This window comes from Microcoleus sp. AT9b-C3, from assembly GCF_036705485.1.
Classification (GTDB): Bacteria; Cyanobacteriota; Cyanobacteriia; order Cyanobacteriales; family Microcoleaceae; genus Microcoleus.
In genome coordinates, this window is sequence record NZ_JAUBUR010000060.1 from 17,184 (window position 1) to 29,337 (window position 12,154).

Below are 12,154 nucleotides of genomic sequence, written 5' to 3' on the forward strand. Positions count from 1 at the left end.
AAAAGATCCCAAATCGATATCGCACAGGGCTTACGCTTACAGCAATAGATCTCAAATGGGTTCTATAAATCAGCAACGCCTCCGCTGCCTTACGCTCCCAACCCGAACACCGATAGATAAAATTTTTCTTAAAGATTTTTCGGCACTGAAGTTTAACCAATGGATAATCTATTTTAATGAAAGCTTATTCCAAAGAGTTTATAATAGCTATACAATTTTCAACTGCCACTAAAACTCCTAAAAATTATGAAGCGGCGGCATTTTGTTGGGTTCTCCCTATTGTTTGTAGCAAGCTGTTCTACAACAGTAAATCAATCTAATCGCAGTTTTTCCAATTTTGCTGTAAGTGAACCAGAAACCCTTGAATTTGCCGTAACTGATATTCAGGGAGCAGAAGATTTGAAACAAAATTATCAAACATTTCGGGCTGTTCTTGAGGAAATTTTGGACAAAAAAATTGAATTTTTCCCAGTAGATAACTATATAGCAGCAGCGGTAGCTCTCCAGTCAGGTCAGCTAAAATTAGCTCTAACAGAGCCATCTGAATATGTGATTATGCGGGCCCGGACAAATGCTGTTCCCATCATGGCCATCACCCGCCCCGACTATCACTCTATTATTGCTGTTCCTGCCAATAGCGAGATTAAGTCAGCATCACAATTGAAAGGTAAAACAATAGCTATGTGGGAAGTAGGTTCAACTAGCGGTCATCTAGGGCCTACTAAAATTCTACTCGAAGCTGGATTAAATCCCCAATCTGAATTCAAAATCTCAATGTTGGGTAAAAAAGGTTTACAAGCTCTCAAAAATGGTGAAGTTGATGCCTTAGCAATCGGTTATACAAGATACAAAGACTTGCTCAATAGCGATGGTTTATCCGAAAGTGAGTTTCGGCTAATCGCAACAGGGCAACCCTTGCCTAATGATTTGTTTGTAGTTAGTAGCAATCTGTCTACTGCTGTTGTTGAAAAAATGCGCGCTCGCCTGGTAAAAAATCAAAATAAACTGATTGAAGCGCTTTTAGTCGGCAAAGTCAATGCCAAGTATAAAGGAGCTAAATTACTGCCAGCAAATGACACTGATTATAACATGATTCGCGAAGTTTATCAAGCCATTGGTCAGGGGAATGTCTTGTAGGGTTAAGTTTTATTTAATACCGAGTTTGTACTCAAGCTTTAACCCTTAATCCCTAAACTCTAGGAAATATTGCGCCAACTACAAATAAGAGACTTTATTTATGTGCATTTACTAATAAACTTGTTAAAACTTAGCTCAGGTTGCCAGTATGCAGAAATTTGAACAGGGGAAGAATGGGGCTGTAAAATTCAACAATCTTACCCTAAATAGACGAAAAAATAATGCCGCTGTCACTGAAGGATCTCGCGACATCAAAAATCCTCTCAAAAAAACTTTCTTGACTGCAATTAACCGCTTCATTTCTCGCTTAAGCATTGCTCAAAAAATTAATTCTGGCTACTCCCTAGCAATTGGAATAGCTGTACTAGGAACCACAGGGGGAATGATTGGTGGAGACTATTACCAAAAGCAAGCTTTCCAAGCTTTAACCTTGGCCGACGAGCAACAACATTTTCTCAGGGATTTAGAATATTCTGTGCAGGCAGTGCAGTCACACCCCAAAAGGCTAATCTCTGTCTTGGGAGATTCAATCTGGTTTGAATATGAAACTGCTAAGTTCTTGAAAGATGTTGATGTAGTAAAAAAAGTTATTGCTGAGTTAGCTTTGTTTAGCGAAGAACATTCCCCAGAATTAGCAGTAAATTCTGCTGAGTTAAAGGAATTGTTAAACGGTTACACAACTGCGACAGATTCGTATTCTCAATTGCTCAAATCTTTTTGGCAAAAAGTACCTCCCTCTTCACTAAAACCCGATGAAGTTAAAGAGGCACAGCAGCAGGTATTGGATTTAATCAGAGGGGATAAAGCAGTTAAGCTCGATGTTAAGTTTGAGCGGCTGTCAGAGAGTTTGGGCTTGATGACACAAGTAGCTAAGGCACAGGAGAGAGAAGCCTACATTAATTTTAACAGAGCTGAAAAATTGCGAGCGCAAATCATCGTAGTGAGTATATTAGTGTCAGTTGTGATCGCTACTTTTCTAGCCATCTTTACCAGCCGCGCGATCGCCATTCCTCTCCAAGCGGTAACCAGCGTTGCTAAAACTATTACTCAACAAGCAAATTTTGATTTGCAAGTACCTGTTACCACAGCAGATGAAGTGGGAACCTTAGCCCAATCCATCAATCAATTAGTTGAATGGGTAGCAGAATACACCCATGAATTAGAGCTGGCTCGCCAAACTTTGGAAGAGCGAGTAGAAGAAAGAACAGAAGAACTTACAGCAGCGCTTCACGAACTTAAACACGCCCAAACCCAGTTAATTCAAACCGAAAAAATGTCCAGTTTAGGCCATATGGTGGCAGGGATAGCCCATGAAATAAACAACCCTGTTAACTTTATTCATGGCAACCTAGCATACGCCAACCAGTATATTAGAGATTTGCTCCAGTTAATTCGTCTTTATCAGCAGGAATACCCGCAACCCACAGAGGTGATCGCAGAAGAAATCGCCGACATAGAACTAGATTTTCTCAAAGAAGATTTACTAAAACTGCTTGAATCTATGAAAATAGGTTCAGAACGCATCCGGCAAATAGTTCTGTCTTTGCGAAACTTCTCTCGATTAGATGAATCTCAAATGAAATTAGTTGATATCCATGAAGGCATTGACAATACACTATTGATTTTGAACAGTCGCCTCAAGCAGGGAATTGAAGTTATCAAAAACTATGGAGAATTGCCCGAAATAGAGTGTTACCCAGCGCAGCTAAATCAAGTATTTATGAATATTATAGCAAATGCGATAGATGCACTAGAAGAGTCATGGGATAACTCTAAAAAAGATAAAATTCGTCAGATTTTAATTCAAACAATAAAAATAGATAATAGCCAAATTGTAGTGCGAATTTGCGATAATGGTCCTGGCATTTCCCTCGCAATTCAAAGCAAGCTTTTTGACCCATTTTTTACAACTAAAGAACCAGGAAAAGGCACTGGCATTGGACTAGCAATTTGCTACCAAATTGTGGAAAAACACCGGGGGAAAATAAAACTAATTTCATCTTTAGGAGTGGGAGCAGAGTTTGCGATCACACTCCCCGCCTCTTCTCAAACTTGAAGCTAGATATTATCTGTTATGAGGACCTTAATGTGTTAACGACGATACATAATTTGTTATTCGACATAACTTGCCACAAAAACCCTAAAACCCTATCAGGGATTAAAACACAGGCAAAATCTCCCCAGGTTTGACAGATGCTGACGCGCCCTGACGCCAATTGTTGCGTGGTTTTGCTTTTTATGGACTGTCAAAAAATCCCCTCGTTTTTTTAAGCTGAGGGAATTTTTTTTGACACAGTTAGATATTAGATTGGGGGGTCGGAAGTCAAAACATCCCATCAAGCATTTCGGTAACGTCTTGCTGGTCGCGTCCCCGATTGTCATCGTATACCATGAGCGTGTTTAAATTCCTGTGCCTGCTGAGTTTCTCAACCTTCCGCACATCCCCGTCTGTTGCGTCCAGTGCCGCCGTGATGGCCGAGTGACGGATGCGGTGAGGTGACATTGGCTTGGTAATGCCAGCACTTTCACAGTGACGAACAATGATTCTTCTCAAGCCGTCGCCCGTCAGCCGATGGCCCGTATTCGCAAAATCAAGCGCCGTAAACAGGGGAGCATCTTGAGAGGAATTGCCGCCCCTGGCGTCTAACCAGTCGGCTCACGCCTGCACTGTCGCAGAACCTAAATCGATAGTCTCAGCTTGCGTCCCGCGTCCCTTCCCAAAAATCGGCAAAGTCTTACCGGCCGGGTCAAAGTCGCGAATGTTCAACTGACTAATCTCATTTCGTCTCAAAGCATTGCCCCACAACAGGCGAAGCAAAGCATAATCACGCTTCCCGGTTAGTGTTGTCCGATCGCACTGCTGCAAAATTCGCTCAAAAGTTGGTCGGTCAACCCCAGTCGTATCGCGGTAGCTGGTAACTTTCTCTCCCTTGATATCCCCTAGCGTATAGTGACACGCGCCGAGCTTGCGACCCATTTCCACCAACGACTTGACCGCCGCCAGCCACCGATTAACGGTCGCTTCCTTAAGTCCTTTGTCAATCAGTTTGGCTTTGTACTTGAGAACCACCGACACAGCTTGACGCTCTTCTAGGTGCAAAAATTCCAAAACATTGTCAGGCACGGCGGGCATCCCTGTCATAGTTTGTAGAAAGTCGTTGACATCGCGCTCATAGGCACGGCGGGTATTTTCGGAGCGCTTGTCAGCTAAAAGTTGTTTTAACACGTCTGGGTCGGTGTCTAAAGTATCGAAATACCTTTCAATTTTGGCATCAAGGGAAGCTTCGAGGCGGGCGATGGAAGAGTCGGCTTGGTTCATGATTACGGTCTTGATAATGCAACTTTTTTACGATAGCGATTGTTTTTCTTTGAGCGGGCGATAGCCTGAACTGCTGCACGTTATATAGTGTGTGTACTGGTAAGAACCTGCAATCTTAATCTCTCAAACCTGTAATTCTGGCCTCAATAAACCAAGATTATTTACAACCATAGTTAAGGTTGATCTCTGAATTGCTGCGCGGTTGCATACTAAAAGTTAGACGCATCTCCACTCCCACCGATGAAAAAGTACCTCAACCTCGTTACCACCCTCATCGCATCACTCAAGCCCAAATCCAAAATACCCATAATCGATAGCTACGGTCAATCTTCGCTTAACCAAGACGAGCAGCAAGCTCTCATGGAATGGCTTTTTGCTAATTTGATGGGCGCTGGGTACTTCCGTAAAGCTCACCTGATTTGGGATAATGGCAAAGACAGAGAGCGGGAGATATTCACCGCCTTGATGAGAAATGAGCTGATATTCCTGTACCGCCAAGGAGCGCGACCTTCACCAACGGTTGAAGGATATGGCTGGCGACTGATTAGCGAACATCCGAGTTTGAGGGTGTATGAGTTGCAGGTGGAAGTTGAGGGAGAGTGAAAGCTCTCCTTGACTTGAAAGCTATCATTATAAGGTGAAGCAGCCGTTAGCAAATTTTCACCGAATTTAAGCAAGGATTGGTGCTGGGAGAGTAAGCTTTCTAAGTTGGTTGACCTTTGCATCAGAATTCATTTGCATTCCGAATTCTAAGTTGTAAGCAGTCAGATTCAAATGTTGAGTTTTAACCTCAGCTTTAATTAAAATTTTAAAAAATGGAATGGCTAACTTGCTAAAAATAATGCTTTTTTAAATCTGTATAATATAATCGTGTTACCCACAAATTCTATGGTCGAGGAAAGGGAGTGATAAGGAAAAGAAGAAGGGTAAGAAAACCATGCTTAAAAATATAGGCTTGAAGAAGCGACTTATCAAAGGTGATTGCACAAGCCATTGACCCTAAAAAATCATGTGTGGTCGAGGTGGCAAAACCCCTTTGTATCTGTTTGCTAGCTCAAAATCCAACGGTTTGAGAGGAGCAAGTTCAGCTTTTCTGTATATGCTCGCAGATGGTAATGCACGAATTTTGATTTATTTTACGTGTTTTTCTTACACGCTTCCCTCGATCGCGTGATCGAATAAGCCAGGTCACGTAAGATGCCCTCGCTTATTCAGCAAGCCCTAATTAAGATTTATTATTGCTGCGCTGGCTGAATTAAAAGTGTGTGCTAGGATATAACCTCTTATTAGAAAAGCCTTGAAATCCAAATTGCAATCAATCAGGAAAGTGGAGTCTACATCTGCCATGAACGTAACAACATCAGCAAAAGTTAAAACTACAGTTAAAACTCTGGGACACGCAGCATTTGGGGCGATTGAGAAATATTTCCGCAAAACTGTAGAGCACGAGGCTGAAGTTCTCAAAGACAAAGACCCGGAAGAACTTCATCAAATGCGCGTGGGATTGAGACGTTTGCGATCGGCTGTAACGGGTTTTGCTCCGGTTTTAAATTTGCCAAAAGAGGCTTCGGAAGGCAAAATTGGTAAGGTGGGGCGGATTTTGGGAACGCTCAGGGATTTGGATGTGATGCTCGAAAGTCTCCAAAACACCTATTACCCGAATTTGCCGGCTGATGAACAAAAAGTTTTAGACAAAGCTTTGCTATATTTGCTCAAGCAGCGCCACCGGGCTCTGAAAGGGGTGAGGGAGGTTTTGGAGCACAAAACCTATCAATCGCTGAAGGAGTCGATCGAAAATTGGCTAGACCACCCGCTGTATCGGGCGATCGAACATTTGTCAATTGCTGAGGTGTTGCCGGATTTACTGTTACCTCAAGTGAGTGAGTTTTTCTTGCATCCCGCTTGGTTGTTGGGCACGGAATATGAGGATGGCAAAGTTAAAGTTGCTGATGATTTGAATGCTGAGGCTGTCGAACAAAAGTTAGTAGCGGAAGGAACTATTTTGCACGATTTGCGGAAGCAAGCGAAGCGGGTTCGGTATTTGATGAATCTGTTTGGTGATTTTTACGGCGAGAGTTACGAAGTTTATGTCGAAGATGTGAAAGCTGTCCAGGAATGTTTGGGCAATATTCAAGACAGTGAAGTTTTAGGGGAGTTTCTGACAGATTTTGTTGATCGCGATCTGAAAAAAGAGTTGCCTAAATTGGCTGGTTTGTTGGCAGAAAATCGCTACGCAGCTTGGCAAAAATGGCAGGTTTTGCAGCGTAGGTATTTGAATTCGGACATTCGGCAAGGTTTGCGATTGGTATTAATTCATCCTGTGGTTGAAGATGCTGCTAAGGCGGAAGTGTCGCAGAAATCTAAGCGGGCTTGCAATTAATCTTGGACGCGGTTGGGGCACCACTGCAAGTAACAGATAAGTAGATCGTTCTAATTAGGGCTTGCTCAAAAAGTCTCTAGAGCGAATAAGTTCCCGTCACACAGCTTGAAAAATAGTAGGTTCGTCGCTTATTTCTCAGCTTTACTCAGCGACTTCCTACGAAAGTTCAAGGGTTTTGACCTTCGCTTATGTTAGTGTGCATTTGCTCGGTCAGAAAAAATGAGAACCCTTATCCGCTCTGACTTTTGCTTTTATTCAGCAAGCCCTAGATAATAGCAGTTCCTACAAATCCGTAACTCAGAATAAGCCTGACAGCATTCTGCCCAATTTTTAATTAACTCACAACTCGGAACTCAATCTAATCCAGCGTTTATGAGAGCATTTTAAATAGTTTTTGTGTTGGAAACGTGCAGCAATTTCGAGCCATTGCGATAGAAGTTGACAGCCGTTTTTGATGTGATCTCTCCTAAAGCGATCGTTTTCATTTATCGATCAGATTACATTACCACTGCTTTATTAAATGCTATTTCAGAAAAAATGAGTATTAAATATTTATAGCATCCTAGTTTCACAAACGTTGTCACCCGTAAACTCCTTTCCTAAACCTTATAGAGGTCTAGAAATGGAGTTCATTAGAGGAGTATTATGCCCTTAAGCAAGTTGAGCAATGGTTGGGGTGATTTCCTACTGTAAAAATGCTAATACAAAGCACTTACACTGACTTTTCTAAGATTGCTCAACCAAACACCTCTAAAATACAAAGTTGTTCAGAGCGCTCAGATCGGCAGCGAGAACGTTTTCGACAGTGATGTAATTTTTGAATTTGTTGTCATCACTGAAGCCATCTCGATTGAGCTGGAGGACAACTTTGCTATCTCTTTGAACCAACTGCACATAACCATCCGCGATCACGTTTGTGCCGTTGACTGGCAACCAAAGTTATCGAAACTTAAGCAAATTTTGACTTTTAAAAATCCTGGATCTCGAACCTCAGTTATCCCGCTACCCCTGCTTTTAGGACAAAATCTTCACTCCTAGGTGCAGGGTAAGATTCGAGAGGGGCATGACTATGCTAGGAGCGTTTAGGGTTGACGACTTCTTTGCGATCATCGCCACTCAAGAACAGGATTGCCACGATGAAGAAGAACGGAAACAGTGAAGCGGTTCCAGAACTTAGTGAGCGTGTTGAAGCAAAGCCTATCGCAGTTGCAGGTTTACCGAGTGGGCAGTATCGACCTACCCACGCAGAGGCGCACTCAATTCCATTCTCCTTGCAGCCCAAAAGCAGCCCAATAATAAGGAGATTGCCATTCTGGAACCTGTGGCACTTCGATTTGCGCCGATCGCAGTCCCACAGCAGGCGCCAATTTATCTTGGAGCATTTTTTTGTAAAATCGTGTCATCAGCTCATAGGTAGTAGCGAATAAAACTCCCATCACCAGAGGGAGGTAGCGATGCACTTCTCGGTATTTATCTGGCAGCATAATTGTTTTTTGGGAGAGTTAAGAATTGGGAGAGGGGGGTCAACTGAACCTTTCTCTATCGAATCCGTAAAAGCCAAAAGCTATAGTCCCTTGTGGAATTCCGTATTTTTACTTGTTAGATGTTCAAATCTTCAAATACTCAAACATCTAAATGTTTAGATGCTGTCGTCGGGATTGAACTGTTGGAGGTATTGAGCGACGGACTTTTCCACCAGGGAGCTCATTTCCTGACCTGATTGCGCTGCTGCGGATTTAAGTTGGCGGTGCAGAAGTTTGGGCAGGTAAACGGTTGTGCGGACAAAGTTGGGGTCTTTGCTTTTGGATAGCGCGGTGCTGGGTGAAAGGTCGGGTTCACCAGGCTTGAGTTTTTTGGCCTTCAGTAAATCATCAAAGCGGCTCATGGCAGTATCTCCTTTCCAACGGCGGTATAACACCCCCAAGCAGCTTTAGCATAAGGGTCTTTGATAGCGTTTATAGGAACCCCGGCGAGGGCAGCTTTTTGAAATACCGCCAGCCTCCTGATATCAGACTTAAAAATGGGCAATCCCGCTTTTTCGATGGTTGCCCTCGATTCAGCCCCGACTTTACTCGGAGCGGGTGGGATGACTGTAAGCAAAATGCGGTAATTGGATTGCAGAGAATAGAGAGCTTCCACCATTTGCAGCATAGCGCTCAGGGCCATAGCATCGGGAGAGCTGGGCAATATTAGCAAATCGCACCCTTCTGCTAGAGTTTTCAGGTCTTCTGGGGTAGGTCGAGCCGGGGTATCGATGACGATATGCTCGTAATCTCTGGCATATCGCACGCCTTGCTTTTCATCAACCACTTTGAACGGCAGGGAACCGCGAGCCGCCCAATCTAAGGCACTGCAGTTGAGGTCGCCATCTACCAACAATGCGGGTGCTTTGGCCTGGAAGTAAGCGGCTAAGTGCAGCGCGGTAGTAGTTTTTCCGACCCCGCCTTTGAATGAGGCGATTGTCACAATCATAAGTTTAGTGCTGAGTTCATTAACCAGATTTTACAGCGTAAACATCTGAGTGTCTAGATGGTTGAATGTTTAAACATTTATTTATAGAAGAAGCCATCCCTATTCTCTACGCTCAGGAGTGCAGTCAGAGCGATCGTATCCTCTTCTCGAATCTCCAGTATGTTTGTTTCCAGGCACTTGTTGACTGGGAATGAAGCCGCACATCGGTTGCCACCCCAGCCGTGACCGACGGCAACGCGCAAATGCGAACATTGAAGTTCCATTGGACGATCAGCATTTTGAAGCTGATGTTTAGTTGCGCTGCCAGAGCGATCGACCCTTAACATCTTCGCCTTCAGCAACTATTTGCTTCATTCGTCCCATGCTGCCTTATCCCTACGGTGGCGGGAATAAATTGATAGGCGGGGGTATTTGATAAGCGTGGTGGCTGTAAGTGCCGTCCTTGTAGCCGCCTATTTTCAACTTCTGCAGGTGTCCGATTGATGTTGGGAAACGACTGCTAATCTGATTAACATTGAAGTTAATAATCGGATTACTACTGATGTTAAGCCATGCCAGTTTCAGGTTAGACAATTGACGGAGCTGATTTTCGGGGATAAGGGTGAGCTGATTATTACTGAGGTCAAGCCCTATCAAATTGGAGAGTTGCCCGATCGCTTGTGGAATGGAGGTAATCTGATTGTAACTGAGCCAAAGCTCTCTCAGACTGGACAGTTGCCCGATCGCTTCTGGGATGGAGGTAATCTGATTATTATTGAGGTTAAGCCATTCCAGGTTGGACATCAGCCCGAACCCCTCTGGGATGGACGTGATCTGGTTGTCACTTAGGTCAAGCCATTCTAAGTTGGACATTAACTCGAAACCCTCTGGGAGGGAGGTAATCTGGTTGTCACTTAGGTCAAGCCATTCTAGGTTGGACATCAACCCGAAAGCCTTTGGAATGGAGGTAATCTGGTTCTTGTTGAGGTTAAGCCGTGTTAGATGAGTACACTTGGCAATCTCTGCTGGCAATTTTTTCAGCTCTAGCCCCGACAAATCCAGCTTTATCAATTTTTTCTCGACGACCCGCTCAATTCGTCGCACTGCTTCATCTCTGGTCATGTCCCTGTCTCTGAGTAGTATTCATTTATTGTGACAACGATTTAGTCGTTGGAAAATACTTATATCTCCTGACCGAGCCGTACCAGTTTCGAGTCCGAGATTGGGATATGTGTGTTTCCCTACCTATCTTAACTCGTAACAGTTTAGCCATTTATAGAAATGGTTTGCTAAAACCCTTGAAAGCCCTTTATAGAAATAGTTCTATAAAGATATCAACCATTTATGTAAACGGTAATGACTAATGAAGCACGGAACACATCAGGCAAATTTGCACCCAAATCTGGGACACCTCGAAAAATCCGAGCGGTCAATCTTACAGATGAAACTTGGAATCGATTGGCTGCTGTGGCTGAAAAAACGGGAAAAAGTCGAAATGATTTTTTAGAATCGTTGTTACAAGGTAATAACCCGTTTATAGAAACGGTACTCCCTCAAACCTTGCCACTTATGGACACGGTAGCACCTGATGTAAAAACTGATGCTGCTAATATGGCACATCGACCAGGTAACGAAGTTTTGTCACTTATGAAAACGATGCGGGCTGAGATTGGCTCGCTTGGAGATGAATTAGAAACGGTACGAGTCGAAAATCAGCAGTTATATAGAACCCATTTGAGATCTAGGAAGCTAGCCTCTTAATCATCAACCTAATAAAACAAAGATTCATCTTGGCAGTTGCATTATCTAAGGTTCTCTCGAAGTTTTTGATGAGAATTTTACACCTTTCCATCCAAGAATTGGAGCGCTCGATGACCCACCTCGCTTTAACTGGCACAAATCCCGATTGTCCTTGAGCTTCTTTTTGTTTTTTTGAAGGTTTTTCTAAGAGTTCAAACTTAATTTTGATGAGAATTTGTGGGTAAATCTTTTTTAACTCAGCAGTCAAATGGTCGGGTGATATCCGTGGTCTAGCAAGATAGTGATTTTGGGAACATTAACGGGTTTAGATTTGAAATAATTGATATTTTTGCTTAACATTTCAATTAAACCTGCATCATCTGATAAGCTAGCTTTTGTGCAGTGAGTAAAAAATGGAAACCCAAGCGTATCAACTGCTAGATGTCTTTTAATACCATTGGTTGATTTGTAAAAACAATAACCTTTCGATACAATACTGGCATTACAGGTATTTTTAACTGCCTGTGAATCGATTATCATCAACGTAGTCCACTTCGGTTTTTTTTTACTTGCAATCGGACTTGAGAATGTAAGACCCTCATCAACTCTTCAAGCACACCTTGAGAGCGCCACTGTTTGTAATGCCAATATACGGTTGAGTATGGAGGTAAATCTTTGGGTAGGTCTGCCCAATTGCAACCATTCTTGAGTTGATAGAAGATACCATTTAAAATTTCTCTTTGAGTCCACTTAGGGGGTCTAGTTTTCTTTTTTAGCGGCAAAATTTGAGAGAGTAAGGGTGACAAAAATTCCCATTCAGCATTTGTGAGATTAGTAGAGTACGGCATCGCCCGAGAGAGTGTTTAGATGGTAATTTTACATCAACGAGCCTCAGCGGGGACAACCAACTTGAAAACCTTTCCAGGCTAAGCTTTAAACCCCAAAATCTCAACAAACAGCTCACAGCAGGTAATCGACTGCTATGAGCCGATCGCCTGCTGTGAGTCGATCACCTGCTGCGGGGCTCATCAAAAGATCTCAAATGGGTTCTATAGAACCCATTTGACATCTAAGAAGAGGGTGCAAGCCTTCTAATCATCAGCCTAATAAAACAAAGGTTGAGCTTA

15 protein-coding genes are annotated in these 12,154 nt (G+C 43.1%); 6 read left to right on the top strand and 9 right to left on the bottom strand.

All coding sequences use genetic code 11. The annotated features are described in order from the left end of the window. The first annotated feature begins 246 nt into the window (after positions 1-246). Positions 247-1,137, top strand: a complete 891-nt coding sequence (locus QUB77_RS29880; RefSeq protein ID WP_333323658.1) for a phosphate/phosphite/phosphonate ABC transporter substrate-binding protein — start codon at positions 247-249, stop codon at positions 1,135-1,137. 148 nt (positions 1,138-1,285) lie between these two features. After that, complete coding sequence (locus QUB77_RS29885; RefSeq protein ID WP_333323660.1) at positions 1,286-3,193, top strand: ATP-binding protein; 1,908 nt, start codon at positions 1,286-1,288, stop codon at positions 3,191-3,193. 267 nt (positions 3,194-3,460) lie between these two features. Here the strand turns inward: QUB77_RS29885 and QUB77_RS29890 are convergent, their stop codons facing one another. Together QUB77_RS29890 and QUB77_RS29895 are read right to left on the bottom strand one after the other, a co-directional pair. After that, positions 3,461-3,745 (bottom strand): tyrosine-type recombinase/integrase, encoded by a 285-nt coding sequence (locus QUB77_RS29890; protein ID WP_333323679.1) that lies wholly within the window; start codon positions 3,743-3,745, stop codon positions 3,461-3,463. Positions 3,746-3,793: 48 nt separating this feature from the next. Next, positions 3,794-4,456: a site-specific integrase gene (locus QUB77_RS29895; RefSeq protein WP_333323662.1), complete on the bottom strand. Its 663-nt coding sequence runs from the start codon at positions 4,454-4,456 to the stop codon at positions 3,794-3,796. 240 nt (positions 4,457-4,696) lie between these two features. On the opposite strand from QUB77_RS29895, the gene QUB77_RS29900 reads away from it, so the two are divergent. The 3 genes from QUB77_RS29900 (at position 4,697) to QUB77_RS31885 (ending at position 8,132) form a co-directional block, all read left to right on the top strand. Next, positions 4,697-5,059 carry a hypothetical protein gene (locus QUB77_RS29900; protein WP_333323664.1) on the top strand — a complete coding sequence of 121 codons (363 nt, stop codon included), beginning with the start codon at positions 4,697-4,699 and terminating at the stop codon, positions 5,057-5,059. Positions 5,060-5,801: 742 nt separating this feature from the next. Further along, on the top strand, positions 5,802-6,836 hold the full coding sequence (locus tag QUB77_RS29905; RefSeq protein WP_333323666.1) for a CHAD domain-containing protein: 1,035 nt from the start codon (positions 5,802-5,804) through the stop codon (positions 6,834-6,836). Between the two features lie 1,182 nt (positions 6,837-8,018). Next, the gene (locus QUB77_RS31885) at positions 8,019-8,132 is read left to right on the top strand and encodes a hypothetical protein (protein WP_445251901.1); all 114 of its coding nucleotides are present in this window, start codon (positions 8,019-8,021) and stop codon (positions 8,130-8,132) included. Here QUB77_RS31885 and QUB77_RS29910 read toward each other — a convergent pair. From QUB77_RS29910 to QUB77_RS29930, 5 genes are all read right to left on the bottom strand, one after another. Next, positions 8,093-8,320 carry a CHAT domain-containing protein gene (locus QUB77_RS29910; RefSeq protein WP_333323668.1) on the bottom strand — a complete coding sequence of 76 codons (228 nt, stop codon included), beginning with the start codon at positions 8,318-8,320 and terminating at the stop codon, positions 8,093-8,095. The genes QUB77_RS31885 and QUB77_RS29910 overlap by 40 nt on opposite strands. Before the next feature lie 155 nt (positions 8,321-8,475). Further along, positions 8,476-8,721: a hypothetical protein gene (locus tag QUB77_RS29915; RefSeq protein ID WP_333323670.1), complete on the bottom strand. Its 246-nt coding sequence runs from the start codon at positions 8,719-8,721 to the stop codon at positions 8,476-8,478. Then, positions 8,718-9,308, bottom strand: a complete 591-nt coding sequence (locus QUB77_RS29920) for a ParA family protein (protein WP_333323672.1) — start codon at positions 9,306-9,308, stop codon at positions 8,718-8,720. Before QUB77_RS29920 ends, QUB77_RS29915 begins: the two co-directional genes overlap by 4 nt. A gap of 77 nt (positions 9,309-9,385) precedes the next feature. Continuing rightward, positions 9,386-9,571 (bottom strand): hypothetical protein, encoded by a 186-nt coding sequence (locus QUB77_RS29925; RefSeq protein ID WP_333323673.1) that lies wholly within the window; start codon positions 9,569-9,571, stop codon positions 9,386-9,388. A 112-nt stretch (positions 9,572-9,683) separates the two neighbouring features. Next, a complete protein-coding gene (locus QUB77_RS29930; protein ID WP_333323675.1) occupies positions 9,684-10,409 on the bottom strand; it encodes a leucine-rich repeat domain-containing protein in 726 nt (241 codons plus the stop codon). Between the two features lie 234 nt (positions 10,410-10,643). Between QUB77_RS29930 and QUB77_RS29935 the strand changes: the two genes are divergently transcribed. Further along, positions 10,644-11,048 carry a hypothetical protein gene (locus QUB77_RS29935; RefSeq protein ID WP_333323677.1) on the top strand — a complete coding sequence of 135 codons (405 nt, stop codon included), beginning with the start codon at positions 10,644-10,646 and terminating at the stop codon, positions 11,046-11,048. 243 nt (positions 11,049-11,291) lie between these two features. Here QUB77_RS29935 and QUB77_RS29940 read toward each other — a convergent pair whose 3' ends face one another. Further along, positions 11,292-11,567 carry a transposase gene (locus tag QUB77_RS29940; protein WP_333179941.1) on the bottom strand — a complete coding sequence of 92 codons (276 nt, stop codon included), beginning with the start codon at positions 11,565-11,567 and terminating at the stop codon, positions 11,292-11,294. Then, positions 11,567-11,875 (bottom strand): transposase, encoded by a 309-nt coding sequence (locus tag QUB77_RS31890; RefSeq protein ID WP_445251776.1) that lies wholly within the window; start codon positions 11,873-11,875, stop codon positions 11,567-11,569. Before QUB77_RS31890 ends, QUB77_RS29940 begins: the two co-directional genes overlap by 1 nt. Between the last annotated feature and the right edge of the window lie 279 nt (positions 11,876-12,154).

What these genes read in the sequence shown, in the direction of transcription:
- QUB77_RS29880 (WP_333323658.1), top strand. Translation starts at nt 247, where the DNA reads ATGAAGCGGCGGCATTTTGTTGGGTTCTCCCTATTGTTTGTAGCAAGC.
- QUB77_RS29885 (WP_333323660.1), top strand. Translation starts at nt 1,286, where the DNA reads ATGCAGAAATTTGAACAGGGGAAGAATGGGGCTGTAAAATTCAACAAT.
- QUB77_RS29895 (WP_333323662.1), bottom strand. Translation starts at nt 4,456, where the DNA reads ATGAACCAAGCCGACTCTTCCATCGCCCGCCTCGAAGCTTCCCTTGAT.
- QUB77_RS29900 (WP_333323664.1), top strand. Translation starts at nt 4,697, where the DNA reads ATGAAAAAGTACCTCAACCTCGTTACCACCCTCATCGCATCACTCAAG.
- QUB77_RS29905 (WP_333323666.1), top strand. Translation starts at nt 5,802, where the DNA reads ATGAACGTAACAACATCAGCAAAAGTTAAAACTACAGTTAAAACTCTG.
- QUB77_RS29910 (WP_333323668.1), bottom strand. Translation starts at nt 8,320, where the DNA reads ATGCTGCCAGATAAATACCGAGAAGTGCATCGCTACCTCCCTCTGGTG.
- QUB77_RS29915 (WP_333323670.1), bottom strand. Translation starts at nt 8,721, where the DNA reads ATGAGCCGCTTTGATGATTTACTGAAGGCCAAAAAACTCAAGCCTGGT.
- QUB77_RS29920 (WP_333323672.1), bottom strand. Translation starts at nt 9,308, where the DNA reads ATGATTGTGACAATCGCCTCATTCAAAGGCGGGGTCGGAAAAACTACT.
- QUB77_RS29925 (WP_333323673.1), bottom strand. Translation starts at nt 9,571, where the DNA reads ATGGAACTTCAATGTTCGCATTTGCGCGTTGCCGTCGGTCACGGCTGG.
- QUB77_RS29930 (WP_333323675.1), bottom strand. Translation starts at nt 10,409, where the DNA reads ATGACCAGAGATGAAGCAGTGCGACGAATTGAGCGGGTCGTCGAGAAA.
- QUB77_RS29935 (WP_333323677.1), top strand. Translation starts at nt 10,644, where the DNA reads ATGACTAATGAAGCACGGAACACATCAGGCAAATTTGCACCCAAATCT.
- QUB77_RS29940 (WP_333179941.1), bottom strand. Translation starts at nt 11,567, where the DNA reads ATGATAATCGATTCACAGGCAGTTAAAAATACCTGTAATGCCAGTATT.
- QUB77_RS31890 (WP_445251776.1), bottom strand. Translation starts at nt 11,875, where the DNA reads ATGCCGTACTCTACTAATCTCACAAATGCTGAATGGGAATTTTTGTCA.